The organism is Aminobacter sp. Y103A, assembly GCF_030294925.1.
Classification (GTDB): Bacteria; Pseudomonadota; Alphaproteobacteria; order Rhizobiales; family Rhizobiaceae; genus Aminobacter; species Aminobacter ciceronei.
The window spans coordinates 5,191,534-5,216,308 of record NZ_AP017986.1 but is presented as its reverse complement, the minus strand read 5'-3'; the positions used below and the strand labels follow the sequence as shown (position 1 = coordinate 5,216,308).

25 protein-coding genes and 1 pseudogene are annotated in these 24,775 nt (G+C 63.7%); 19 read left to right on the top strand and 7 right to left on the bottom strand.

Annotated features, from left to right (window positions below):
- Positions 1 to 38: 38 nt before the first annotated feature.
- Complete coding sequence (locus Amn_RS25595; RefSeq protein ID WP_067966027.1) at positions 39 to 869, bottom strand: AraC family transcriptional regulator; 831 nt, start codon at positions 867 to 869, stop codon at positions 39 to 41.
- A 229-nt stretch (positions 870 to 1,098) separates the two neighbouring features.
- Here Amn_RS25595 and Amn_RS25590 point away from each other — a divergent pair, with 229 nt between their 5' ends.
- The 10 genes from Amn_RS25590 to Amn_RS25545 all read left to right on the top strand — a co-directional run bounded on the left by Amn_RS25590 (position 1,099) and on the right by Amn_RS25545 (position 11,122).
- A complete protein-coding gene (locus Amn_RS25590) occupies positions 1,099 to 2,331 on the top strand; it encodes an MFS transporter (protein WP_286293623.1) in 1,233 nt (410 codons plus the stop codon).
- Positions 2,332 to 2,499: 168 nt separating this feature from the next.
- A complete protein-coding gene (gene rsfS, locus Amn_RS25585; RefSeq protein ID WP_067956597.1) occupies positions 2,500 to 2,877 on the top strand; it encodes a ribosome silencing factor in 378 nt (125 codons plus the stop codon).
- 17 nt (positions 2,878 to 2,894) lie between these two features.
- Positions 2,895 to 3,377, top strand: coding sequence for a 23S rRNA (pseudouridine(1915)-N(3))-methyltransferase RlmH (gene rlmH / locus Amn_RS25580; RefSeq protein ID WP_067956598.1), 483 nt, complete (start codon positions 2,895 to 2,897; stop codon positions 3,375 to 3,377).
- A 568-nt stretch (positions 3,378 to 3,945) separates the two neighbouring features.
- Entirely contained in the window at positions 3,946 to 5,265 is a 1,320-nt protein-coding gene (locus Amn_RS25575) for a murein hydrolase activator EnvC family protein (RefSeq protein ID WP_154386195.1), read from the top strand.
- Position 5,266: 1 nt separating this feature from the next.
- Positions 5,267 to 6,595: a S41 family peptidase gene (locus Amn_RS25570; RefSeq protein WP_067956602.1), complete on the top strand. Its 1,329-nt coding sequence runs from the start codon at positions 5,267 to 5,269 to the stop codon at positions 6,593 to 6,595.
- A gap of 112 nt (positions 6,596 to 6,707) precedes the next feature.
- Complete coding sequence (locus Amn_RS25565) at positions 6,708 to 7,862, top strand: divergent polysaccharide deacetylase family protein (protein ID WP_157096993.1); 1,155 nt, start codon at positions 6,708 to 6,710, stop codon at positions 7,860 to 7,862.
- Between the two features lie 6 nt (positions 7,863 to 7,868).
- The gene (locus tag Amn_RS25560; protein WP_067956604.1) at positions 7,869 to 8,387 is read left to right on the top strand and encodes an RNA pyrophosphohydrolase; all 519 of its coding nucleotides are present in this window, start codon (positions 7,869 to 7,871) and stop codon (positions 8,385 to 8,387) included.
- 310 nt (positions 8,388 to 8,697) lie between these two features.
- Positions 8,698 to 9,114, top strand: coding sequence for a nucleoside diphosphate kinase regulator (gene rnk, locus Amn_RS25555; RefSeq protein ID WP_067956606.1), 417 nt, complete (start codon positions 8,698 to 8,700; stop codon positions 9,112 to 9,114).
- 104 nt (positions 9,115 to 9,218) lie between these two features.
- On the top strand, positions 9,219 to 9,761 hold the full coding sequence (locus tag Amn_RS25550) for a GreA/GreB family elongation factor (protein WP_185910299.1): 543 nt from the start codon (positions 9,219 to 9,221) through the stop codon (positions 9,759 to 9,761).
- Between the two features lie 107 nt (positions 9,762 to 9,868).
- The gene (locus tag Amn_RS25545; RefSeq protein ID WP_286293608.1) at positions 9,869 to 11,122 is read left to right on the top strand and encodes a D-amino acid dehydrogenase; all 1,254 of its coding nucleotides are present in this window, start codon (positions 9,869 to 9,871) and stop codon (positions 11,120 to 11,122) included.
- A 2-nt stretch (positions 11,123 to 11,124) separates the two neighbouring features.
- Here Amn_RS25545 and Amn_RS25540 read toward each other — a convergent pair whose 3' ends face one another.
- From Amn_RS25540 to Amn_RS25530, 3 genes are read right to left on the bottom strand one after another with little or no spacing between them, the layout of a single operon-like run.
- On the bottom strand, positions 11,125 to 11,523 hold the full coding sequence (locus tag Amn_RS25540; RefSeq protein ID WP_286293603.1) for a VOC family protein: 399 nt from the start codon (positions 11,521 to 11,523) through the stop codon (positions 11,125 to 11,127).
- Between the two features lie 4 nt (positions 11,524 to 11,527).
- A complete protein-coding gene (locus Amn_RS25535; RefSeq protein WP_286293600.1) occupies positions 11,528 to 12,157 on the bottom strand; it encodes a transcriptional regulator in 630 nt (209 codons plus the stop codon).
- A gap of 60 nt (positions 12,158 to 12,217) precedes the next feature.
- Positions 12,218 to 13,099, bottom strand: coding sequence for a LysR family transcriptional regulator (locus tag Amn_RS25530; protein ID WP_286293598.1), 882 nt, complete (start codon positions 13,097 to 13,099; stop codon positions 12,218 to 12,220).
- Between the two features lie 176 nt (positions 13,100 to 13,275).
- Between Amn_RS25530 and Amn_RS25525 the strand changes: the two genes are divergently transcribed.
- Positions 13,276 to 14,772, top strand: coding sequence for a CoA-acylating methylmalonate-semialdehyde dehydrogenase (locus tag Amn_RS25525; protein WP_286293596.1), 1,497 nt, complete (start codon positions 13,276 to 13,278; stop codon positions 14,770 to 14,772).
- Between the two features lie 85 nt (positions 14,773 to 14,857).
- Here Amn_RS25525 and Amn_RS25520 read toward each other — a convergent pair whose 3' ends face one another.
- Both Amn_RS25520 and Amn_RS25515 read right to left on the bottom strand, forming a co-directional pair.
- Positions 14,858 to 15,085, bottom strand: coding sequence for a helix-turn-helix domain-containing protein (locus Amn_RS25520; protein ID WP_192313696.1), 228 nt, complete (start codon positions 15,083 to 15,085; stop codon positions 14,858 to 14,860).
- Between the two features lies 1 nt (position 15,086).
- The gene (locus tag Amn_RS25515) at positions 15,087 to 15,635 is read right to left on the bottom strand and encodes a hypothetical protein (protein WP_286293591.1); all 549 of its coding nucleotides are present in this window, start codon (positions 15,633 to 15,635) and stop codon (positions 15,087 to 15,089) included.
- An 80-nt stretch (positions 15,636 to 15,715) separates the two neighbouring features.
- On the opposite strand from Amn_RS25515, the gene Amn_RS25510 reads away from it, so the two are divergent.
- A complete protein-coding gene (locus Amn_RS25510; RefSeq protein ID WP_263005787.1) occupies positions 15,716 to 16,309 on the top strand; it encodes a hypothetical protein in 594 nt (197 codons plus the stop codon).
- Between the two features lie 160 nt (positions 16,310 to 16,469).
- On the top strand, positions 16,470 to 16,790 hold the full coding sequence (locus Amn_RS25505) for a hypothetical protein (protein WP_286293588.1): 321 nt from the start codon (positions 16,470 to 16,472) through the stop codon (positions 16,788 to 16,790).
- A gap of 14 nt (positions 16,791 to 16,804) precedes the next feature.
- Here Amn_RS25505 and Amn_RS25500 read toward each other — a convergent pair whose 3' ends face one another.
- Positions 16,805 to 17,452, bottom strand: a complete 648-nt coding sequence (locus Amn_RS25500; protein ID WP_263005789.1) for a GntR family transcriptional regulator — start codon at positions 17,450 to 17,452, stop codon at positions 16,805 to 16,807.
- Between the two features lie 115 nt (positions 17,453 to 17,567).
- Between Amn_RS25500 and Amn_RS25495 the strand changes: the two genes are divergently transcribed.
- The 6 genes and pseudogenes from Amn_RS25495 to Amn_RS32755 form a co-directional block, all read left to right on the top strand.
- The gene (locus Amn_RS25495) at positions 17,568 to 18,461 is read left to right on the top strand and encodes a dihydrodipicolinate synthase family protein (RefSeq protein ID WP_067956627.1); all 894 of its coding nucleotides are present in this window, start codon (positions 17,568 to 17,570) and stop codon (positions 18,459 to 18,461) included.
- Positions 18,462 to 18,495: 34 nt separating this feature from the next.
- A complete protein-coding gene (locus tag Amn_RS25490) occupies positions 18,496 to 19,749 on the top strand; it encodes an NAD(P)/FAD-dependent oxidoreductase (protein ID WP_154386184.1) in 1,254 nt (417 codons plus the stop codon).
- 14 nt (positions 19,750 to 19,763) lie between these two features.
- Positions 19,764 to 20,765 (top strand): 4-hydroxyproline epimerase, encoded by a 1,002-nt coding sequence (locus Amn_RS25485; protein WP_067956631.1) that lies wholly within the window; start codon positions 19,764 to 19,766, stop codon positions 20,763 to 20,765.
- A gap of 345 nt (positions 20,766 to 21,110) precedes the next feature.
- Positions 21,111 to 22,013 (top strand): branched-chain amino acid ABC transporter permease, encoded by a 903-nt coding sequence (locus tag Amn_RS25480; RefSeq protein WP_067956635.1) that lies wholly within the window; start codon positions 21,111 to 21,113, stop codon positions 22,011 to 22,013.
- Between the two features lie 4 nt (positions 22,014 to 22,017).
- On the top strand, positions 22,018 to 23,613 hold the full coding sequence (gene livM, locus Amn_RS25475) for a high-affinity branched-chain amino acid ABC transporter permease LivM (protein WP_067956637.1): 1,596 nt from the start codon (positions 22,018 to 22,020) through the stop codon (positions 23,611 to 23,613).
- Positions 23,613 to 24,479, top strand: a pseudogene (locus tag Amn_RS32755) (ABC transporter ATP-binding protein); the annotation flags it as partial. The gene livM and the pseudogene Amn_RS32755, both read left to right, overlap by 1 nt.
- Between the last annotated feature and the right edge of the window lie 296 nt (positions 24,480 to 24,775).

Genomic DNA, 24,775 nt, shown 5'->3' with positions numbered 1-24,775 from the left:
CGGACGGAAAATCGCGGTACAGTTTTCCTGGAATTGCGTCAGCCTTTGATCGGGATCCAGATCTCGTAGCCGCCATTGCCCGTCGCCGGGTCGAAGCTCTCCGGGTAGAGCTCGAAATTGGGACCGTCGGCGGCTTCATGCCCCGATGTCGGCAGCCACTTACTCCACACCGTGTGGGTGATGCGACGGATCATCGAAATGTGGTCGGTGGTGGCAAACACCGCATAGCGCTGCGGCGGGATGCGCAGACGGGTGTACTCCGAGGTCAGGTCGGCGAAATCCTTGACCTCGACGCCGGCGATGTACTCGAAACTGTCGTCGTCGAAATTGCAGCAGACGCCATAGCCGACATGGTTCTTCTGGCCGGGCACGCTGCCAAAATGCGGGCCGAAGCGCTGCCACAGCGACGGGATCGCCAGGCTCGTTTCGCTGGTGTAGCGCTGGCCGAAGCCGGCTATGAGCAGGGGGCCGCCATCGACGAAGCGCGACGGGGCGAGGTTTTCGACGAAGGTCTCGTCCATTTTGAGAAGCTCCAGGCATTGGGTCTGTGAAACGGAGCCATTGGCGCGCACCTCCTCGGGCGTCTGCCCAAAGCGATCGCGGAAGGCCCGGGTGAACGCCTCATGCGAGCCGTAACCGGCGTCGAGCGCGACCGCCAGAATGTCGGGCGCGCCCTTGGCCAGCGCCAGCGCGGCATCGATCAGGCGGCGGGCCCTGATATAGCCCGTGACCGATTGGCCGGTGGCGGCAGCGAAGGCGCGCGACATGTGAAAACGCGAGACCCCGCCAGCGGCGGCGATGTCATCGAGGCCGATGTCCTTGAGGTAGTGGCTCTCGATGTACCAGATGGCTTTCTGAACAGGGGTCATTGTTGTTTCCGGCATGAGGACGACCCCGATATGCCTGCTTGCGGGGAAGTCCATTTGATCGTGCTTGCTGCACAGCGCTTTTTTGCGCCGATGTCGATGGCAATAACGCCGGTCGGCCCGTCTTGATCCAGTCCGGACTATTGGCTGAACCTGCACGGCCGATGTCGCAAATGCAGCGGCGCCAATGTATCGCAGCCGCGAAACTGGCTGCATGGAACAACGGCACGGGATGATCAGCGAAGTCGAAGAGGGCGGCCACACGCCGGCGATCGCCGTTGCCGGTGTGATCCTGGCGATGGCGCTGCTCGCCGTCGGCAACGGCCTGATGTTCGGCTACATCCCTGTCAGCCTGGGGGCCGCGGGCTATGCGCCGACCTGGGCGGGCACGATGCTGACCGGCCTGTCGGCGGGCGGCCTTGCCGGCTGCCTGCTCACCGGAGCGCTGGTGCGCCGTGTCGGCCATGCCCGTGCCTACATGGTGTTTTCCGCCCTGATCGTGCTGTCCAACGTTGCCGTCGCTGCAGGCACGTTCCCCTTCGTCTGGATCGCCGCTCGGGCGCTTTATGGCTTTGCCATCTGCGGCTTGTTCATCGTCGCGCAGAGCTGGCTCAACGACGCCGTCGGCAACGACATACGCGGCCGGGTCATGGCGATCTTCTACGTCGCTTATGTCGTCGGCCTCGGTATCGGTTCGTTCCTGCTGCGCTTCGTCGACATCGCAACCGCGCAGGCGCCGTTGCTTTGCGTGGCCTCCGCCGCCATCTCGATCCTGCCCGTCGGGCTGACCCGGCTGCGGCAGCCGCCGCCACCGCTGGCGGCCTCTGTGGCGCTGGCGCGGGCGTGGCGGATCTCTCCCGTCGGCGTCGCCGGTATGCTTGCGGTTGGTGGTCTGTCGATGATGATCGCCGGCTTCGCGCCGATCCACGCCACGGCGAGCGGTTTCAGCCAGCAGGAGGTGGCGACGCTGTTGTTTGCCATGCCCCTCGGTACGCTCCTGTTCCAGATCCCGCTGGGTTGGATCTCCGATCGAACCGACCGGCGCTATGTGCTGGTGGCGGCGGGGCTCCTGGTGGTGATCGCCGGGATTGCGGCAAACCGTTTCGACGGCAGTGCCCTGCCGCTGATGGTCGCGATCTATGTCGTGTGGAGCGGCACCAGCGAATCGATCTACTCGCTGTCGAGCGCGCATGCCAGCGACCGCGCCCACAAGGACGACCTCGTGGCACTGTCGAGCAGCATGCTGTTTGCCTGGTCGCTGTCGGGCTTCATCGTTCCCGGCCTCGGCACCTTGCTGACGGCTTTCTACGGAACCCAGGCTTTCATGTATGTCGCCACTGCCATCGCGGCGTTGTTCACCGCTTTCGTGCTCTGGCGCCTGCGTATCAGTCCGGCGGTGCCGGAGGCCGATGCTGGCAGCTTTGCGCCGATGTCGGCCCAGCTGCCGCCGTCGACCGAGCCATAGGAACCCTGGCGCGAGGGCTGCCGGGAACGATCAACTTGTTGTCGCTGTCTTGAAACTGTAGCCTAACTCTGCCTATCTAAATGGTGTCGCCCGAGTTCAGGGTGATTTGGTTGTTCCTGTCGGAAAGGAAAGACACTGAGAACAGCACTTCGGAAGAAGGCGGAAGTCATGCCTTCGCCGGCCGGGATAGGCGAATTCGACGCCGTTGCCCGCGCCCTCAAGACAGTCCTTGACAGTCTGGAAGACTCCAAGGCCGAAAACATCGTCTCCATCGACATTCAGGGGAAATCGAGCCTCGGCGACTACATGGTCATCGCCTCGGGTCGATCGCACCGTCATGTCGCGGCGGTTGCCGATCATCTCCTCACAGCGCTGAAGGATGCCGGTCTCGGCGCCGCCCGCGTCGAGGGGCTGTCAGGTGCCGACTGGGTCCTCATCGATTCAGGCGATATCATCGTCCATGTCTTCCGGCCCGAAATCCGCGAGTTCTACAACATCGAAAAGATGTGGCAGGCGCCGGATCTCGAGGAAGAAACGGTTCATTGAGCCGCTAGACGCCAGGGATGAAAGTCTGGGTACATGCCGTGGGCCGGATGAAAGCCGGCCCCGAGAAGGAACTCGCCGACCGCTATCTCGATCGGTTCTCGAAAAGCGGCGGCCCGCTCGGCCTCGACTTTTCCGGAGTTACCGAGATCGCAGAAAGCCGTGCCCAGACCGTCGATGAGCGGCGGCGCGAAGAAGCCGACAGGCTGCGCGCCCAGATGGCGCCGGGAACCGCACTCATCCTGCTCGACGAACGCGGCAAGAATCTCTCCTCGCAGCAATTTGCCGACAAGATGTCGTCGCTGCGCGACGGCGGCCAGCGCGGCGTGATGATTGCCATTGGCGGTCCTGACGGCCACGACGAGGCGCTGCGCAACGAAGCCCAGATGCTGATTTCGTTCGGTGCCGCGACCTGGCCGCACCAGATGGTCCGCATCATGCTTGGCGAGCAACTCTATCGCGCGGCGACCATTCTTTCAGGGCATCCCTATCATCGCGCGTGAATGGGCTGACATGTCGGCAAGCGCCTTGTCAGTTAGCATTTCCGGGCAGGATCTGGCGAACCGTTCAGCAAATGGATCCGGCACCATGTATGCGCCTCTGTTTCGGGAATAGTAGACCACGTGCTCGTTTGGATTACCGCACAAGGTCTGCATATTGCAGCTGAAAACGCTGGTGCCGAAGTACAAAGGCGGCGTCGTCCTTTTCCGGCACGCCAAGGTTGCGAGCTTTTCTTGGGCTGCCCCGGTAAGGTCCTGACCAGACAAGTATTCGTAGAGCGAATATACGTCGCCTATGGCGCGGCTCTCGATGGTCAACGCATCCGTCGCTGCGATAAGTGCCGAGCAGATACATGCCAGTGAGAGGAACCTCTTTGGTCTTGTGATGTGGGTTCTCCGACAAGGCGTATCGCGTCCACTATACAAATTCGAACAGGAAAATAATGGCAGCGTCCGGAATTTGACAAAATGGCTGGGCAAAAGTCCGCCCGCGGTCGTGCCCGGTGAACATGGTTGATGGTTCGTTAACGATGCCGCCGCTAAGGTCGCAAGCATACAACCGGATCATCGCATGGCGCGGAATTCCCCAGTGAAGTCGTGGCTCCAACCATGCCGCGGCATCGTCGCCGCAGGCTGGATCGCGCTCGCCTGCGGAGCCGCATTGGCCCAGGTAGGCCCGCCCTTGCCGGACCCGGACCGTACGCGGTCCGAACTCGAGAACCTGTCGCGCGTCATCGAGGTTTCAGCCGAGCGGCGCGAAAAGCTGGCGGCCGAGATTGCCCAGGTGAAGAAGGATCACGCCTCGATCACCGCGGCGCTGATCCAGTCGGCAAAGACTGAGCGCAAGCTCGCCCAGGACATCGAAGATATCGCCGGCAAGGTCGAAGGGCTGAAAGAGCAGGAGGCGGGCATCCGCACCTCGCTCAACATGCGCCGCGGCGTGCTGGCGGAGGTGCTTGGCGCGTTGCAGCGCATGGGCCTCAATCCGCCGCCGGCGATCCTGGTCAAGCCGGAAGACGCGCTGTCGTCGATCCGCAGCGCCATCCTTCTCGGCGCCGTGGTGCCCGAGCTGCGCTCCGAGACCGAGATTCTGATGGCCGACCTCAAGGAGCTGTCACGGGTTGTGGCCTCGATCGAGGCGGAACGTGACCGCCTGACAACCGCGATGACGGCGCAGGCCGGCGAAAAGGCGCGACTGGACCTGCTGCTCGAAGCCAAGAACCGGCTACGCTCGGAATCCGAGACAGCGCTTGCCGAAGAGACGAAAAATTCAGTCGAACTCGCAGCGCGAGCCGAAAGTCTCAAAGATTTGATCGCCTCGCTCGACAAGCAGGCGGCGAAGAAGGCCGCCGACGCAGAGGCCTCTCGAAAGGCTGCCGCGGAGGCAGCCAAGGCAGCAAACGAACCGGTCGTTCCGGTGGTGCCGGAAGCCAACCAACTTGTTGCTTCCGCTCCATTTTCCTTGCTCCAGGGGCAGGTGGCGCTACCGGTCGCCGGGCGTATCAAACGCCGCTTCGGCGCCGACGATGGCATCGGCGGCACCATGCTTGGGGACATGGTTGCGACACAATCGGGCGCCATCGTCACCGCTCCGGCGGATGGAAGCGTTCTTTATGCGGGGCCTTTCCGCTCCTATGGTCAACTCTTGATCCTCAACGCCGGCGACGGCTATCATGTCGTCTTGGCGGGGATGAGCAGAATCAGCGTCGCGCCGGGTCAGTCCGTACTAGCAGGCGAGCCGATCGGTGCGATGGGAGAGGCGAGGGTGGCGAGCACCTCAGCCTCGGACAATGCAAATGCGACGCCGGAACTCTATGTCGAGTTCCGCAAGGATGGAAAACCCGTCGATCCGACCCCGTGGTGGGCGGACCGTACCTCTGGAAGGACATGAAATGATGCGTAAACTGTCGCTTCTGCTTGCCGGGGCGCTGATGGGAGGCTCCGCGATGAGCCTGGTGTACGGTGCGCCCGGCTCGACAGCGAATGCGGCGGGTTCCGAAACCTACCGCCAGCTCGCCATCTTCGGCGACATCTTCGAACGCGTGCGCGGTCAGTATGTGACCCCGCCGGACGAAAAGTCGCTGATCGAGAACGCCATCAACGGCATGCTGACCTCGCTCGATCCGCATTCGTCATATCTCAACGCTGAAGCGGCCAAGGACATGCGTGTCCAGACCAAGGGCGAATTCGGCGGCCTCGGCATCGAGGTGACGATGGAGAACGAGCTGGTCAAGGTCATCACCCCGATCGACGACACGCCCGCCGCCAAGGCAGGCGTGCTGGCCGGCGATTACATTTCCAAGATCGATGGCGAGGAAGTTCGCGGCCTGACGCTGAACGACGCCGTCGAAAAGATGCGCGGCCTGATCAACACCCCGATCAAGCTGACGATCCTGCGCGAAGGCGCCGACAAGCCGATCGAGCTGTCGATCATGCGCGACGTCATCAAGGTCAAGGCGGTCAAGTTCCGCGTCGACAACGATGTCGGCTACCTGAAGGTCACCTCCTTCACCGAAAAGACCTTCGACGACCTGCAAAACGCGATCACCACGATCAAGAAGCAGGTCCCGGCGGACAAGTTGAAGGGTTATGTGCTCGACCTGCGCCTCAACCCTGGCGGCCTGCTCGACCAGGCGGTCAGCGTTTCCGACACCTTCCTCGACCGCGGCGAGATCGTTTCAACCCGCGGCCGCGATCCGAAGGACATCACCCGCTTCGACTCGCGTCCCGGCGACGACATCGACGGCAAGCCGCTGATCGTCCTGATCAATGGCGGTTCGGCGAGTGCTTCGGAAATCGTGGCTGGCGCGTTGCAGGATCTGCGCCGCGCCACCGTGGTGGGCACGCAGTCCTTCGGCAAGGGTTCGGTGCAGACCATCATCCCGCTGGCCGAAAACGGCGCGCTCAGGCTGACGACGGCGCTTTATTACACGCCGTCAGGCAAGTCGATCCAGGGCAAGGGTATCACGCCCGACATCAAGGTCGACCAGCCGCTGCCGGCAGACCTGCAGGGCCGCGACGTGACCCGTGGCGAGTCCGAACTCAAGGGCCATATCAAGGGGGCCGAGGAAAGCGACAAGGGTTCGGGCTCGGCAGCCTATGTGCCGCCGGAGCCGAAGGACGACCTGCAGCTCAATTACGCACTGGAGCTGTTGCGTGGACAGAAGACCGATCCGGCCTTCCCGCCCAACCCCGACAAGGCCGTGATGAACCAGCAGTAAGGGGCGACCGGCGAAGCGCTGGCCTGCTTTACGTGACAATGCCATGCTGCCGGGACCGCAAGGTTCCGGCAGTTTGATTCGGGGGAGGCTGGCTTCGGCCACAGGGCACGGCGTGGTGCAGATCGAAAAGGAAATCGACCGTCCGCTTGGACAGGCGCCGCGCCGTCCGACTGGCAAGCGCTCTGCCTGGCTGCGCAAGGGGCCGCTGCTTGCCGGCCTGTGCGTCCTGGCATTGGTGGCGGCGTCGGCGTCGATCGCCTTTCGCCAGAAGCCTTATCGCACGCCTGAAGTCGTTGCGGTGGTTACGCCCGAGGTGGTTGCCGCGGCGCCCGCACAACCCGTGGCCAAACCGAAGCCGGCACAGACGCCAAGCGGCGGCCCGCAGATCATCCGCGTCAACCCGCCAGAGAGCGAGGGTGGTGCCGTCGTCGTCCGCGATCCCTCTGCCGTCGGGCTGAATGTGCGCGTCGCCCATTTGCCGGAGAAGGCACTGATCGAGGCCAGCCCCTCCGGGCCGTTGCCGATCCGCGCCGCCGACGGGCGCCGTCCGTTCGACGTCTATGCCCGGGCCTGGTCCGGTGCGCGTGGCGCGCGGGTGGCGATCGTGATCGGCGGGCTCGGACTGTCGCAGACCGGAACCCAGACGGCGATCGGCAAGCTGCCGCCGGAGATCACGCTCGGTTTCGCGCCGCAGGGCAACAGCCTTGGCCGATGGATGCAGGCGGCGCGGCGCGAGGGCCACGAGATCGTCATGCAGGTGCCGCTCGAGCCGTTCGATTTTCCCAACGTCAATCCCGGTCGCAACACGCTGACCGTCGAGGCCGGTGCCGACGAGATCCTCAAGAACCTGCGCTGGACGCTGTCGCGGACGACAAACTACACCGCCGTGATGAACTACATGGGGGCGCGCTTCTCGACGAACCCCGAGGCGATGGGCGTGATGATGGCCGAGCTCGGCAAGCGTGGTATCGGTTATGTCGACGACGGCACATCGGCACGAAGCCTCGCACCTGAGACAGCGTTGAAGAACGGCGTGCCGTTTGCTGCTGGTGATGCCATCATCGACGGCGTTCAGGATCGCGGCGCGATCCTCGACAAGCTCGACGAGCTGGAGCGGACGGCGCGCGCAAAGGGCTTTGCCATCGGCACCGGCAATGCATTCGACGTCACCGTCGACGCCGTGGCCTCGTGGGCAAGCGAGGCACGCAAGCGCGGCATCGAGATCGTGCCGATCTCGGCTGTCGCGAGCGACCCCGAACGAGGATAGGACTTGATGTCGAAGACCCTGAAAGCGCCCGCAGATCTGCCCTACCGTCCTTGCGTCGGCATCATGGTGCTGAATGCGAGGGGGATGGTCTGGGCCGGCCACCGCATCGCCGAGCCGGACAGCGAACTGTCTGATACCGACCAGTTGTGGCAGATGCCGCAAGGCGGCATCGACAAGGGTGAAGATCCGTATCCGGCCGCACTCCGCGAGCTTTATGAAGAGACCGGCATGCGCAGCGTCAGCCTGCTTGCAGAGGCGCCCGACTGGATCAACTACGACCTGCCGCCGCATCTGCTCGGCATCGCCCTCAAGGGCAAATATCGCGGCCAGACGCAGAAATGGTTCGCCTTCCGCTTCGAGGGCGAGGAAAGCGAGATCGCCATCAACCCGCCGCCGGGCGGCCATTCGGCCGAATTCGACCGCTGGGCGTGGAAGCCGATGTTCGAGCTGCCGGAACTGATCGTGCCGTTCAAGCGCAAGGTCTATGACGAGGTCGTGGCGGCGTTCAGGCACCTGGCCGGATAATACTTGGCCGGATAGCATCTGGCCGGCCGCCCTTGACAAGCAGGGCGGGGTCGGCGACCCTCCGGCCATGTGCACTTACGCTCATATTGGCAGCTTTGCCTTGTTCCGGGTCTGCCCCATCGCGGGATCCTAGCCCCGGCTCGGTCGCTATGCGACGTCCGAGCCTGCGGGGCACTTTTCAATGCATGAAATCATGAGCACCGGGCCGCTGGGCGGAACGGTCTGAACATTTGGGCACGTCCGCTTTTGCGCGGACGGACCGGTCGTGAGCGTTTCCGCCACGGCCGGACGAGAATCCGTGGAGTATCCATTGCGCCAGAACATCAAGCAGCGCCGCGAACATGAGATCGTGGTGAGCGAAAACGATCATGCCAGGCTGACCGGCCTCGCCGAATCCAGCCTCGAACGTCTACCTGGAATCGCCGAGGAACTGCTCGCCGAAATGGAGCGCGCCAAGATCAAGCCGCTCAGCCGCATCCCGGCCAATGTCGTGCGCATGGGCTCGACCGTGACGTTCCGCGGCGGCGACGGCGAGGTCAAGACGGTGACGCTGGTCTATCCCGGCAAGGCCGACATCGCCGAAGGCAAGGTCTCGATCCTGACGCCGGTGGGTGCAGCGCTGATCGGTCTTCGCGAAGGTCAGTCAGTTGCCTGGACATCGCGCGACGGGCGCCGTCTCGAACTGGAGATCGTGACCGTCGAAGCACCCCGTGCGGACGCCAACTGACGGCGCGCTCCTGCCAGCCCACTCCTGAAATCCCGCCTGCGCGTCCACCTTGACGCCTTGGCGCTGCATGCCGGGCAACAACCCGGTGCTTGCGGAGACAAGCCATGTCCAAATGTCAGCTGACGACCAAGGATTTTGCCATCGTCAAGACGATGCTCGACCGCCTCGCCTGGTCGGGCGGTCCGCTGGTGGCGCTGTTGCGCCGGAAGCTCGCTTCGGCCCAGGTCGTGTTTTCGAATGAGGCCGACGCCGACGTGGTGACGCTGAACAGCCGCGTCACCTTCAGCGTCGATGGTGGCGCGCCGCATACCCGGATCGTGGCGCATGGGCCGATGGACGGCATGGTCGGGCAGATCATCCCGATCACCGTGCCGCGCGGGCTTGCCCTGCTCGGCCTGCGCAAGGGCCAGTCGATATCGATCGACTGCGGCCGCGGTGCAACCGAGACCATCTGCGTCGACGAGATTCACTACCAGCCCGAGGCGGCGCGGCCGGGCATCGCGACGCCGGACCTTCGTCCCGACCCATCTGAACGCCGCTTTCCAGTGCTGGTGTTCAGCGCCGATGAGCCGCAAGCTCTTGGCGTGCCGCGAAAAATCCGGCACATCTCGACAAATGGCGATGATCCGGGCCCGTCTGCGGCCTGACCGGCGCCGTCTGCCGCGCTTCGGAGAGTGCTCGAAGCAGCCGCAAATCGGGAATATGCACGCTCCGAAATCGACCTGATATGTCGGAGCCTGTATCTGGGGGCGCAATGAAGGTCATAGTCGTCGGCGGCGGCGTCATCGGGGTGACGACTGCCTACTATCTTGCCGAGGCCGGCCACGAGGTGGTCGTCTACGACCGCCAGAAGGGGCCGGCGCAAGAAGCCAGCTATGCCAATTCGGGCGAGATTGCCTCCGGCTGTGCCTCGCCTCTGGCAACACCTGGCTTGCCGCTCAAGGCGCTGAAATGGCTCGCCATGAAGGATGACTCCTTTTCCTTCCGGCCGAAATTCGACCCCAAGATGTGGATGTGGCTGGCCCGGGTGCTGCGCAATTGCACGGCCGAGCGCTACCAGGCGAACAAGTCGCTGATGGTGCCGCTCGCCGAATACAGCCGCGACATGTTGCGGGTGCTGCGCGAAGGCACCGGCATCGCCTATGACGAGCTCAGTCATGGCACGCTGCAACTGTTTCGCACCCAGGAACAACTCGACGGCATCGCTGCGGATGTCGCCGTGCTCGACAGGCTCGAGGTGCCGTACGAAATTCTCGATGCGGCGGGATGCGTTGAAGTGGAGCCCGGTCTTGTTCGCTCGCGCCACAGCTTATCTGGCGGCCTGCGCCTGCCTGACGACGAGACCGGTGATTGCAGCTTGTTTACCGAGCGCCTGGTCGAGTTGTGCGCCGCGCGCGGTGTGGTGTTCAAGTTCGGGCAGAAGGTCTTTTCGATCGATGCCTGGGCCGGGAAAGTTCAGCGCGTCACGGTCAACGGCCATGAGGACGCCGACGCGTTCGTTCTGGCGGCGGGCAGCTATTCCGAACGCTTCATGCGTAAGCTGCACCAGCGCCTGCCGCTCTATCCGCTGAAGGGCTATTCGCTGACGGTGCCGATCGCCGACGTCGATGCAGCGCCTGCCTCGAGTGTTATCGATGTTGCCGGCACGGTCGCGGTCACACGGCTTGGCGACCGCATCCGCATCGGCGGCACCGTGGAGATTTCGGGCTTCGATCTGACCCTGCACGAGCAGCGTCGGGTGCCGCTGGAGCGTGCGCTAAGCGAGCTGTTTCCGGATGCCGGCGATCTGCGCGAAGGGCGCTTTTGGTGCGGCTTGCGCTCGATGACGCCTGACGGTCCGCCGGTTCTGGGACGGACCAAGCTGCCGAACCTCTACATCAACGCGGGCCACGGCATGCTAGGCTGGACCATGGCCTGCGGTTCGGCGAAAATCCTTGCCGACATGATCTCCGGCCGCGAGCCGGAGGTCGATATCAGCGGCCTTGGCCCTGAGCGCTTTTGGGCCTGACGTCAGGCCACCTTCAGCGAGCGCGGCGCCTCCGCCGATTGGTACATCGAGATGACGTGGCCGTCGGGATCGGTGAATTCGGATGACCATCCGCCCGGCGCGTGGCTCACCGGGGTGACGATGGTCACGCCATTGTCGGCCAGCGTCGACACAATGTCATCGATGCCGCCGTCGGCGATCTCGAAGACGATGATCGGTGAGTTGCCGGGCCGGGACTCCATCGCAAAGAAGATCAGGTCGACGCCATTGGCGGTATTGGCGAGCAGCCAGTCGCCGCCGGTGTCCGCGTCGCCTTCCATGCGCTGGAGCTCGAGACCCATGACATCGCGATAGAAGGCTTCGGTCTTGTCGATGTTCGAGACGTAGTAGCAGATGTTACCGAGTTTGCTTTTGCCGAACATATGGTCACTCCGTGATGTCGGTTGCACGCCTGTTGAGTTGCCGTGCCGCCGGGTTTTGTGAGGTGCCGACGACAAAAAGGTGCCCGTCGGGGTCGTGGCTGGCGAGCAGGGCGCCCGGTTGCCTGGCCAAAGCGAGCAGGGAACGCCTGATGCTGCCGAAGGCAAGAGTGCCGGTCAGGCCCGGAATTTCCCCAAAGGAGCCACCGCCATAGGCCAACCAGCGCCGCCGGATTTCTGCGATGCGCTGCCGCAAGGCCGGATCGGCGAGGTGCTGCAGCCAAGCGATTTCCTGCCGCGTATGGCCTGTCAGCGCCAGCAGCGTCGTCGTGCGCAAGCTAGGGGGCAAGGTCGCGACGAACCTGACCGGCAAGGCTTCTTGGGGCTTTGGCTCGCAGCTGATGGCTGCGAAAGGTTGTTCTCGTTTTCTGCGCCGAACTGCCGAACGCGCGTCGAAGGCGGCGCGGCGTCGCAATGCGCCTTCAAGCCAGCGCCGGTTCTCGACATTCGACAGGTCGGTGCGCCCCGCCTCGACCGCCGCGACAAGAACCGTCTGCAACAGATCTTCGGCCTCATCGGCGCGCCTCGTGGCGCGCCGGGCCTTGCGCAGCAATTCTGCGTAGGGACGGGGCAGCAAATCGGTTTCCTCGGTTGGAGTACCGACGTTAGCGGATGTGTGAGCTTGTCGGAAGGCTGTTCAGATGAACAGCGGCCGCTCGCGTTCCACAGCTTTGGTGATGAAGCCCGCCACCGTCTGGATGCGGCGCAAAGGCCGGACGGACTCGTGATAGACAAGCCAGTAGGCGCGGCGGATTGGCGGGATCGCCGTTACCGGCACGATGTCGGCAATCCTGCGGGCAATGAAGGTGTGCAGTATGCCGATGCCAGCGCCTGAGCGCACCGCCTCGACCTGCCCGAGCGCAGACGAAATCGAGAAGGCGGACTCCCATGACGGGCTGAACTCGGCGGCGTAGTCGAGCGATGAGCTGACCACGAGGTCGGGTACGTAGCCGATCAGGCGGTGGGCCGAAAGCTCGGGGCGCGAGGTGGGGAGGCCGTATTGTTCGACATAGGCGCGGGAAGCAAACAGGCCGAGCGAATAGTCGACAAGCTTTGCCGCCACCAGTCGGCCTTCGCTCGGCCGCTCGGTGGTGATGGCGATGTCTGCCTCGCGCCGCGACAGTGAAAATGTCCTTGGGACCGGAACGAGCTGGATGCGCAGGTCGGCGTGCTCGGCGGTCAGCGTGCCCAGGCGTTGCGCCAGGAAGGCAACGCCGAATCCGTCAGGCGCGCCGATGCGCACCGTGCCCGACACTTCGTCGCCTTCGCCCGAAATTTCGGCGCGGGCAGTCAGCATGTCGGCTTCCATGCGCTCGGCGACTTCGAGGAAGCGCTCGCCGGCGGGCGTCAGTTCGCTGCCGGTGGTCAGCCGGCGGAAGAGTTTTGTCTTCAGCGCCTCTTCGAGGGCTGCCACGCGCCGAGATACGGTTGCGTGGTTGAGCTCGAGCCGCCGTGCCGCACCGAGGATTTGGCCGGTGCGCGCGACGGCGAGGAAGATGCGGACGTCATCCCAGTTCATCGGTGGTTCCGACCTCGGGCGAAGGGCTACGATCCGTGCACCCTACTATGCATGAAATCGCATTCAAGCTCTCGTCGGACTTTATTTTCTGCACAACGGTTGCGTTCACCCTCGCGTTGCAAAGGCGCGCGTTAAGCGGGACAATGAGCCATCAACAAAGAATTGGGAGAGAAGCAATGGTCGATTACGGTCATTTCATCGGCGGCAAGCATGTCGCCGGCACCAGCGGGCGCAAGCAGGACGTGCTGCAGCCGATGGACGGTTCGGCACGCGCCACGGTGGCACTTGCCTCGGCGCAGGAACTGCGCGCCGCCGTCGAGAATGCCAAGGCAGCACAGCCTGCCTGGGCGGCCACCAATCCGCAGCGCCGCGTCCGCGTGCTGATGAAGTTCCTGGAGCTGGTGCACAAGGAATACGACTCGCTGGCCGAGCTTCTGGCGCGCGAGCATGGCAAGACCATTGCCGACGCCAAGGGTGACATCCAGCGCGGCCTTGAAGTTGTCGAAGTGTGCATTGGCGCTCCACACATGATGAAGGGCGAGTTCACCGACGGCGCCGGCCCCGGCATCGACGTCTACTCGATGCGCCAGGCGCTCGGCGTCGTCGCCGGCATCACCCCGTTCAACTTCCCGGCGATGATCCCGCTGTGGAAGATCGCGCCGGCGATTGCTTGCGGCAACGCCTTCATCCTGAAGCCGTCAGAGCGCGACCCGGGCGTGCCGTTGCGCATCGCCGAACTGTTCCTCGAAGCCGGCCTTCCGGCAGGCATCCTCAACGTCGTCAACGGCGACAAGACGGTTGTCGACGCGATCCTCGACGATCCCGACATCAAGGCCGTCGGCTTCGTCGGCTCGACGCCGATCGCCCAGTACATCTACAGCCGGGGCTGCGCCAACGGCAAGCGCGTGCAGTGCTTCGGCGGCGCCAAGAATCACATGATCATCATGCCCGACGCCGACATGGACCAGACCGTCGACGCGCTGATCGGCGCCGGCTACGGCTCGGCCGGCGAGCGCTGCATGGCGATCTCGGTGGCCGTTCCCGTCGGCCACGACACCGCCGAACGGCTGATGGAAAAGCTGGTCCCGCGCGTCGAGAGCCTGAAGGTCGGCCCGTCGACCGACTCGTCCGCCGACTTCGGCCCGGTCGTCACCCGTGAGGCGCTGGAGCGCATCAAGGGTTACGTCGACATCGGCGTCAAGGAAGGCGCCAAGCTCGTCGTCGACGGCCGCGGCTTCAAGATGCAGGGCTACGAGAACGGCTTCTATATGGGCGGCTGTCTGTTCGACCATGTGACCGCCGATATGCGCATCTATAAGGAAGAGATCTTCGGCCCGGTTCTCTCGGTGGTGCGCGCGCCGACCTACGAGAACGCCATCAAGCTGGCCAACGACCACGAGATGGGCAACGGCGTGGCGATCTTCACCCGCGACGGCGACGCCGCCCGCGATTTCGCTTCACGCGTCCAGGTCGGCATGGTCGGTATCAACGTGCCGATCCCGGTTCCGATCGCCTACTACACCTTCGGCGGCTGGAAGGCTTCGTCCTTCGGTGACCTCAATCAGCACGGTCCGGATGCGTTCCGCTTCTACACCAAGACCAAGACGGTGACCTCGCGCTGGCCGTCGGGCGTCAAGGACGGTGCGGAGTTCGTCATTCCGACGATGAACTAAGCCCAACGGCGTGGCGTTCATCATCCCGACGATGAACTGATCGTTTCTAGCTGGAAAATGAACGGGCGCCCGTTGGGCGCCCGTTTTACGTTTCGTCCTCTTCTTCCGGTCCCGGCTGGTACTCCAGCAGGTCGCCCGGCTGGCACTCGAGCTCGGCGCAGATGCGGGCGAGCGTCGAAAACCTGACACCGCGCACCTTGCCGGACTTCAGCAGCGACAGGTTCTGCTCAGTGATGCCGATCTTGGCGGCGAGTTCCTTGGAACGCATCTTGCGGCGCGCCAGCATGACGTCGAGATTGACGATGACCGGCATGTCAGACGAACCGCTTGTTGTCGTCGTCGACCTCGGCGGCCACCGCAAGGAGGTGGCCAAAGACGATCAGTATGCCCGACAGGATCAGGGCCAGCAGTTCGTGCGTGCCGAAGCTGATCGCCAGGAATCGCTGGCCGGCCGGCATGTCGAGGCTGACGATGAGCGAGACCAGCGGCGGGGCCAACGCCATGGCGATCGCGTTGGTCAGAAAAGCCACGCCTGACAGGCGCATCAGGCGCGCGCTTTCAGCGCCGACGATGTCATGCAGGCCGATCTCGCGGAACGCCGCCCGCAGCGTCTGCAGCGCCCATCCGAGCAATCCGGCCTGTGCGAGAAATGCCGCTGCCAGCAACAGCATCGTCGAGGTCGAGAGCTGCGCCGGCTTGGGAAGTGCCAGCCTTTCGATCACGAACGTGCCGATCCAGGTCGGGTCGGACCAGGCCAGTACCAGCCCGTAGAGGACGAACAGGCCGAGAATGGCCATCAGCACGAGGATGAGCCTTTCCATGCGCCGGCTCAGCAAACGGGCGCGCTCGCGGGCAGTCTGCATTTCAGCCTCTTCAAAATCTGTTTGCAAAAATTATCGTAAAACAATAAGTCAGTGCTGTCAAACAACCATATGGAGGTATTATGTCGGTGCGTGGACGTTCGATTGCAGGGCTGGCCTCGCTGTTGACGCTGTCTGCCTGCGCTTCGCTCAATCCGATGGCGCTGACCAGGCTCGCAGCCCTTGATCCTCTAGAGATCGCGCCGGAGCAGATGAGCGTCGCAGCCGTCATGCCTGTTCCGCTCAAGCTGCGCACCGGCGATGTCGTGCTGCATTTCGCGATGGAGGCGCCGGCACCTTATGGACCGGTCAACGAGGCCTTGCCGCTCGAAATCGTATCAGGCGACAATGCGCCGGGCGTGTCGGCCAGCCCTTCCTTCGAAAGGATCCAGGTCGCTCGCGTCGCGCAGGCGGACCTGGCCCGGCTCGCCGCCGCACAGGCCAAGGCGCGCGCTTTCAAGGCGACCGGCCGGAAGGATGGCAAGGGCAGCATATCCGTGACGATCAAGGGTGGATGCCGCGACGGTGCCATCAACCCCGGCGCGCTCGCGGCAGAGATTTTCATGCGCAGCCAGGCGGACGAACAGTACTTCCTGGTGTCGTCGGTAAACCTGAGAAAACTGCTGACGGACGACGCTATCGCAAAGTTGCCATTGTGTGATCCCCGACAGGGCTGACGTGCCGCCGCTCGTTGCGGCGGTGTGCAGCAATATGCCCCGGGTGCGAGGGCCTGGACGGAATGACGGAAGGCCCAATGCTTCCGGGGCTTCCACTGGCCTTTCGTGTTAAGATGGGTCGTTACCTTCCCGCTCAGATGCGGCGGCAAGGAGGTGTCGAATGGCACTCGCGCCCGCATTCCACACAAGCGGGCTGGCGGCCTTCGGCTTGGCGCTGATGCTGCCGGCCACCCCGGCAGTTGCAGAGCTGTTCTGCAGCGACCATGACGCGATCGTGGCCGGCCTGACGGACAGTTTTCACGAGCGGCGCCTTGGTTACGGTGTCGCTGGCGACGCGGCCATCGTCGAAATCTACATCTCCGACGATGGCACCTGGACCGTGCTGTTGTCGGATGTCAGAGGCCGCAGCTGTGTGCTCGCCGCCGGCGACGGCTGGGAGAGCGCCGCTGATGAAGTCAGGGAAGCCGAACCGAGACATTGATCGATCATGCGGCCTTACCGCGTCGCTGCCGCCTCGGCATGGGCGCGCAGCATCGCCATCAGCCGCTCGGCTTCCTGGGCGGCGCCCTCCTCGTCATGCTCGAGGATGGACCGGATCAGCGCGACGTGGTGCTCGGCAGAGGCTGCGAGGCCGGTGTCGCGCTGGTAGCGGAACCAGAAACGCCGGCTGTGGGTCTGCAGGGGTGCTGCGAGGCGGGCGGCAAAGTCGTTGTCGGCGGCAAGGGCGAGCGCCTCGTCGAGCGCCTTGTCGGCCGCAAGGAAGCCGAGCACGTCGGCCGCGATCACTGCTTTCTGCATCGCAAGGGCTGCGGCATGGAACTGGTTGGCGGCATCGCGGGTGACGAAGCGCGCCGCCGAGCGAGCGAGCACGACCTCGATGCCGCGGCGCGCGTCGAGCACGCGCAGCCAATCGCCGGGGTGCAGCGGCGCAATCGCCAGGCCGGCGCGCGGCCTGATCTCGACCAGTCCTTCCCAGGCCAGGCGCTGGATCGCCTCGCGCACCGGCGTGCGGCCAAGGCCGAGCCTGTCGATCAGAGAACCTTCGGTGGCAATGGTCCCAGGGGCGAGTTCGAGGGTGACGATGAGCCGTTCGAGCTCGTGGTAGGCCCGTGTCGCAGCCGGTTCCAGTTTCTCAGCTTGCATGACCGAATCTCTTGAAAGCGCAATGATATATTTTTGATATATCAGATGCGATTGCCGATTGACAATGTTGGTCGCCTCGTCATATATCACTGATATATCAGATGGAGAGAGCGCTATGTGGGCCGGAGTCATCCCAGCAGTCACCACCAAATTCACGGCGGACGATCGCCTCGATCATGCCGAAATGGAGCGCTGCTTCGCGCTGCAGATGGAGGCCGGATGTGACGGCCTGATCGTCGCCGGCTCGCTCGGCGAGGGCCCGATGCTCTCGCATGACGAAAAGATCGAGGTGCTGAAGACCGCCCAGAAGGTCGCCGCCGGCAAGCCGGTGCTGCTGACGGTCAACGAGGCCGGCACCCGCGAGGCGGCGGCCATCGCCAAGCGCGCCTCTAGGGAAGGCGCGTCCGGCCTGATGGTGGTGCCGAGCCCGATCTACCACACCAACCCGGAAGAGACGGTGGCGGCCCTTCGCGCCGTGGCCGAGGCCGGCGACCTGCCGGTCATGATCTACTCCAACCGCCTCGCCTACCGCGTCGACGTCACCGTCGACCAGATGGAGGAACTGGCGTCCGACACGCGCTTCGTCGCGGTCAAGGAATCGTCCGACGACATCCGCCGCTCGACCGAGATCATCAACCGCCTGGGCAACCGCTACGACCTGTTCACCGGCGTCGACAACCTCGCCTTCGAGGCTCTTTCGGTCGGCGCAATCGGTTGGGTTGCAGGCCTCGTCGTCGCCTTCCCACGCGAGACCGTCGCCATCTACCAGCTGATGAAGCAGGGCCGGCGCGAAGAGGCGCTCGCCATCTACCGCTGGTTCCGCCCGCTGCTCGACCTCGACGTCTCGACCTATCTGGTCCAGAACATCAAGCTTGCCGAGGTGCTGGCGATCGGCTCCCACGATCGTGTGCGCATGCCGCGCAAGCCATTGTCGGGCGAGCGCCGCAACGCGGTCGAGAAGATCATCAAGGATGCCCTGGAAGTCCGCCCCAAGCTGCCTTCGTTCTGATCTGGTAAGGGCAGGGCTCGGAGGGGAGCAAGGCATGAGTGCAGCGGTCGACGAGATCGACATTGCCATCATCGGCGCCGGCATCGTCGGCATCGTGGCGGCTGCCTATCTCGCCGAGGCCGGGCGCAAGGTGACGGTCTTTGACCGCACCGGCGTCTGCGAGGAAACCAGCTCCGGCAATGCCGGGGCGTTTGCGTTCTCCGATGTCCTGCCGCTTGCGCACAAGGGCATGATGCGCAACGTACCGAAATGGCTGGCCGACCCGCTTGGCCCGCTGACCATTCCACCTGCCTACCTGCCCAAGCTTGCGCCATGGCTCTTCCGCTTCTGGCGTGCCGGGGCGCCCGCCAACTATGAGGCGAGCCTTGCCGCGCAGGCCGGGCTGATGAAGCTCGCCGAGCAGGAGTGGGCGTCGCTGATGGCGCGCTCGGGTACCGGCTCGATGCTGCGCGAGGACGGTTCGCTTGAACTCTACGAGCGTGAGGCGGAGTTCAAGGCGGCATTGCCGAGCTGGGCGGCGCGTGACCGCTTCGGCATCGCCTACCGGCATCTCGAAAAGCACGAACTCGCAAACTATCAGCCCGGGCTGGCCGACCGCTTCACGCGTGGCACCTTCGTGCCCGGCTGGAAGACGGTGTCCGACCCGAAGGATCTCGGCAAGGCGATCTGGCGTCATGCCGAGGTCAGCGGCGCTTCCTTCGTCAAGGGCGATGTCGGGCTTGTCCGGCCGGCTGGTGACCGCATCCTGATCCAGCTCAAGCAAGGCCGCACGCTGTTCGCCCGCCAGGTTCTGATCGCTGCCGGAGCCTGGTCGCATCTGCTCGCCCGTCAGCTCGGCGACGTCATCCCGCTCGAAACCGAGCGCGGCTACAACACGACGCTCCCCACCAGTGCTTTCGACGTCAAGCGACAGCTGATCTTCTCCGGCCATGGCTTCGTCATCACGCCGCTTGCCACCGGCCTGCGCGTCGGCGGCGCTGTCGAGCTGGGCGGCATCTCGCGGGCGCCGAACTATGCGCGGTCGAAGGCGATGCTGGAGAAGGCGCGCAAGTTCCTACCGGGTCTCGATACTTCGGGCGGGCGCGAATGGATGGGCTTCCGCCCGTCGCTGCCCGATTCGCTGCCGGTCATTGGCGGCTCGCGCAGCCAAGCCGGCGTCCACTACGCTTTCGGCCATGGTCACCTTGGCCTCACCCAGGCGGCGGCCACCGGCCGGCTGGTGCGCGAGCGCATGCTGGGTCAAAAGTCGGCGATCGATCTCACCCCCTTTTCCGCCCAACGTTTCTGACGCAAGGTATCATCATGGCGCGCCACTCCTTTTTCTGTATCGACGGCCACACCTGCGGCAATCCGGTGCGGCTGGTGGCGGGCGGTGGCCCCCGCCTCGAAGGCGCGACGATGATGGAACGTCGGGCGCATTTCCTTGCCGAATACGACTGGATCCGCACCGGGCTGATGTTCGAGCCGCGCGGCCATGACGTGATGTCGGGCTCGATCCTCTATCCGCCGACGCGCGAGGATTGCGATGTCGCCATCCTGTTCATCGAGACGTCGGGCTGCCTGCCGATGTGCGGCCACGGCACGATCGGCACGGTGACGATGGCGATCGAGCACGGGCTGATCAAGCCGAAGACGCCGGGCACGCTGCGCCTCGACACGCCGGCCGGCCTCGTGATTGCCGAGTACAGGCAGGTCGGCGATTATGTCGAGGAAGTGCGCATCACCAACGTGCCGTCCTTCCTTTATGCCGAAGGGCTTTCGGTCGAATGCCCTGTACTCGGCGAGATCAGGGTCGATGTCGCTTATGGCGGAAATTTCTACGCCATCGTCGAGCCGCAGGAAAACTACCGCGACATGGCCGACTACACCGCCGGCGATTTCATCGCCTGGAGCCCTGTCGTGCGGCAGCGGCTGAACGAAAAATACCAGTTTGTGCATCCTGAAAATCCCGGCATCGACCGGCTGTCGCACATGCTGTGGACGGGTGCGCCGAAGCATGCCGAAGCGCATGCCCGCAACGCGGTCTTCTATGGCGACAAGGCGATCGACCGCTCGCCTTGCGGCACCGGCACCTCGGCGCGCATGGCGCAGCTTCACGGCAAGGACAAGCTCAGGGCGGGTGACGATTTCGTGCACGAATCGATCATCGGTTCGCTGTTCAAGGGGCGGGTCGAGCGCGAGGTCGAAGTGGCCGGCAAGAAGGCGATCATTCCCTCGATCGGGGGGTGGGCGCGGATGACCGGATTGAACACCATCTTCATCGACGATCGCGATCCGTTCGCGCATGGGTTCATAGTCAAATAGTCGTATGGCAGGGAGCTGGAGCAGCCAATATGTCTAGACATTCATGGGAAAGAGACCATCGGCAAGACGCAAGAACCTGTTGCTGTTACGTATCTTGGCGCTACATTCTTCGATAATGGCGCGCAAAATCACCGGAAACGGCAAAGACATTGCGTTGAGCCAATGATAGGTTTCGCGATAGTCCAGGGCCTGGACAACAAAAAACAGAGGCGGCGGAAAACGCTGTCCGGCAAGCCGCAACGGGTTGAAGAATCACGTTGCAATCCAGGCTCGAAACTTTAGGACTAGGGGAAATATCAAAAGGAATGCGTGCATCGCGCGACATTCCAGGGGAGCCGCATCCATATGCAATATTTCGTCCAGCAGCTGGTCAATGGGCTGACGCTGGGGTCCATCTATGGCCTGATCGCGATCGGCTATACGATGGTCTACGGCATCATCGGCATGATCAATTTCGCCCATGGCGACATCTTCATGCTCGGGGCGTTTACAGCCCTGATCGTGTTCCTGATCCTGGGCGCCATGTTCTATTCGGTGCCGGTCGTCATCGCCCTGCTGATCATGATGGTCGTGGCGATGCTCCTGACCAGCCTCTACAACTGGACGATCGAAAAGGTGGCCTATCGGCCGCTGCGCGGATCGTTCCGCCTAGCGCCGCTGATCACCGCCATCGGCATGTCGATCGCGCTGTCCAATTTCGTTCAGGTCACCCAGGGTCCGCGCAACAAGCCGATCCCGCCAATGGTCAGCCAGGTCTACGATATCGGCGGCATCTCGATTTCGCTGAAGCAGATCATCATCGTCGTGGTCACCGCCCTGCTGCTCGCTTTGTTCTGGTACCTCGTCAACAAGACCTCGCTCGGCCGCGCCCAGCGTGCCTGCGAGCAGGACCGCAAGATGGCAGCTTTGCTCGGCATCGACGTCGACCGCACCATCTCCATCACCTTCATCATGGGTGCAGCCCTTGCCGCCGTCGCCGGTACCCTGTTCCTCATGTATTACGGTGTCGTTGCCTTCTCCGACGGTTTCGTGCCCGGGGTCAAAGCCTTCACGGCGGCGGTGCTTGGCGGCATCGGCTCGTTGCCGGGAGCTGTCATTGGCGGCCTGATGATCGGCTTCATCGAAAGCATGTGGTCGGCCTACTTCTCGATCGACTACAAGGACGTTGCAGCGTTCTCGATCCTCGCCATCGTGCTCATCTTCCTGCCCTCCGGCATCCTTGGCCGGCCCGAAGTCGAGAAGGTCTGACAACATGGCCAATATCGCCCAAGCTTCACGCGAAGAGACCGCCAGCCCATTGCAGCACGGCCTTCGCGAGGCCTTCTATGCGGGTATCATCGCGTTTGGCCTTTTCTTCCTCTTCATCGGCCTCAAGACCGACCAGAACATCAGCAACGAACTGGTCCTCGTTCCGCGCTGGGGCCTGCTTACCATCGTCGTCGGTCTGGTCATGCTCGGCCGCTTCCTCTACGTCGCCTATGCGCAGCCATTCATGGCGCGACAGAAGATCGTCGATGTCGCCAGCGGGCTGCTGCCAGACAGCGTGGCGACGCGGTTCTTCCGCTTGCCCTACTTCATTGGGGCGCTGGTCGTCGCGGCGGTGCTTCTGTTGTTCGCCGGCTCGCTTGACGGGATTTTCGGTTCCGGCCTGGCTGGTTACCTGCGCTTCTTCCGCGCGCTGGCGATCATCTATGCGCTGGCCTCGGTGCTGTTCTACTTCCGCGCCTTCATCCATAACCACTTTTCGGCCCTCGGCGTCGGCGTCCTGATCGCCTATCCAATCGTTGTCGTCCTGATCCTGGCGCTCTTGACGGGTTCGATGGCTGGCGGCTTCCAGGGTTCGCTCAAGTGGGTCGACAATTTCGGCATCCAGATCCTGATCTACGTCATGCTGGCCTGGGGCCTGAACATCGTCGTCGGTCTCGCCGGGCTGCTCGATCTCGGCTACGTCGCTTTCTACGCCGTCGGCGCCTATGCCTACGCGCTTTTGGCAACGCAGCTCGGCTGGTCGTTCTGGATCCTGCTGCCGGTGGCCGGCATCATGGCCGCCTTCTGGGGCGTCATCCTCGGCTTCCCGGTTCTGCGGCTTCGAGGCGACTATCTGGCGATCGTCACGCTCGCCTTCGGTGAGATCATCCGCCTCGTGTTGATCAACTGGCGCGAAGTCACCAACGGTGCTGCCGGCATCTCCGGCATCCCGAAGGTCAGCTTCTTCGGGCTGATGTCGTTCAACGTCTCCGATCCCAACTACATCGCCAAGGTGCTCGGCATCGCCCAGTCCGGCGCCTACTACAAGATCTTCCTCTACTACCTCATCCTTGGCCTGGCGCTGCTGACTGCCTTCGTCACCATACGCCTGCGCCGCATGCCGGTCGGCCGCGCCTGGGAAGCGCTGCGCGAGGACGAGATCGCCTGCCGTTCGCTCGGCATCAACACCACCACCACCAAGCTCACCGCCTTTGCGACAGGCGCCATGTTCGGCGGTTTCGCCGGCTCGTTCTTCGCCGCGCGCCAGGGCTTCGTGTCGCCTGAATCCTTCGTCTTCCTGGAATCGGCGATCATCCTGGCTATCGTGGTGCTCGGCGGCATGGGGTCGCTGGTCGGCATCGCGGTCGCGGCCGCGGTGATGATCGGCGGCACCGAGATCCTGCGCGAGATGGAGTTCCTCAAGCACGTTTTCGGGCCGGACTTCACGCCTGAGCTTTACCGCATGCTGCTGTTTGGCATGGCGATGGTCATCGTGATGCTGTGGAAGCCGCGAGGTTTCGTCGGCAGCCGCGAACCCACGGCCTTCCTGCATGAACGAAAAGCTGTCTCCAGTTCCTTCACCAAGGAAGGACACGGCTGATGAACGCGAGCGCATCCATGAGCAAGCCGATCCTGCAGGTCGAGCATCTGTCGATGAAATTCGGTGGCCTTGTCGCCATCGGCGACCTGTCCTTTGAGGCCAAGCGCGGCGAAATCACCGCGCTGATCGGCCCGAACGGTGCCGGCAAGACCACGGTCTTCAACTGCATTACGGGCTTCTACAAGCCGACCGAAGGCATGATCCGGTTCAACGGCCGCGAAGGCGGGGAATTCCTGCTCGAGCGCATGCCGGACTTCCAGATCACGGCCAAGGCCAAGGTCGCGCGTACCTTCCAGAACATCCGGCTGTTTTCGGGCATGACGCTGCTCGAGAATCTTCTGGTTGCCCAGCACAACAAGCTGATGAAGGCCTCCGGATTTACCGTCATGGGCCTGGTCGGCCTTGGCGGCTACCGCAGGGCGTCGGCTGAATCAGTCGAGCTTGCCAAGCATTGGCTCGAAAAGGCCGAACTGCTCGACCGTGCCGACGATCCGGCGGGCGACCTTCCCTATGGCGCACAACGCCGCCTCGAGATTGCGCGCGCCATGTGTACCGGACCAGAGCTGCTTTGCCTCGACGAACCGGCGGCCGGCCTCAACCCCAAAGAGTCGCTGGCACTCAATACGCTGCTCAACGACATCAAGGACAACACCGGCACGTCGATCCTGCTCATCGAGCACGACATGTCGGTGGTCATGCAGATTTCCGACCACGTCGTGGTGCTGGAATACGGCCGCAAGATTTCCGATGGCGACCCGATGTCGGTCAGGACGGATCCGAAGGTCATTGCCGCCTATCTCGGCGTCGACGACGAAGAGGTATCCAACGTTCTGGTCGAGGTTGGCGACGAGCAGGTCATCGAAGAGCTCGAAGGCATGCCGGATCCGGCCCATGGACCTGGTTCGTCTTCGTCGATGATGGCCGGACCGGTGAGCGACACCATTGGCCACAGCGATGATCATGGCGAAGTCGTCTCGGTCTCCAAGGGCGCATCGAAAGCCAGTCAGGTTGAAGTGCAGGCTGCAAGGGCAGCCGCCGCGTCTGCAAGCCAGATGGCTCCCGCCGGAAAGGCGACGAAGGCCAAGCCTGCGGCTGCACCAGCCGCGGGGTTGATGTCTGCGCCGGTCAAGCCTGCGCCCAAGGCGGCAGCCGGCAAGGCATC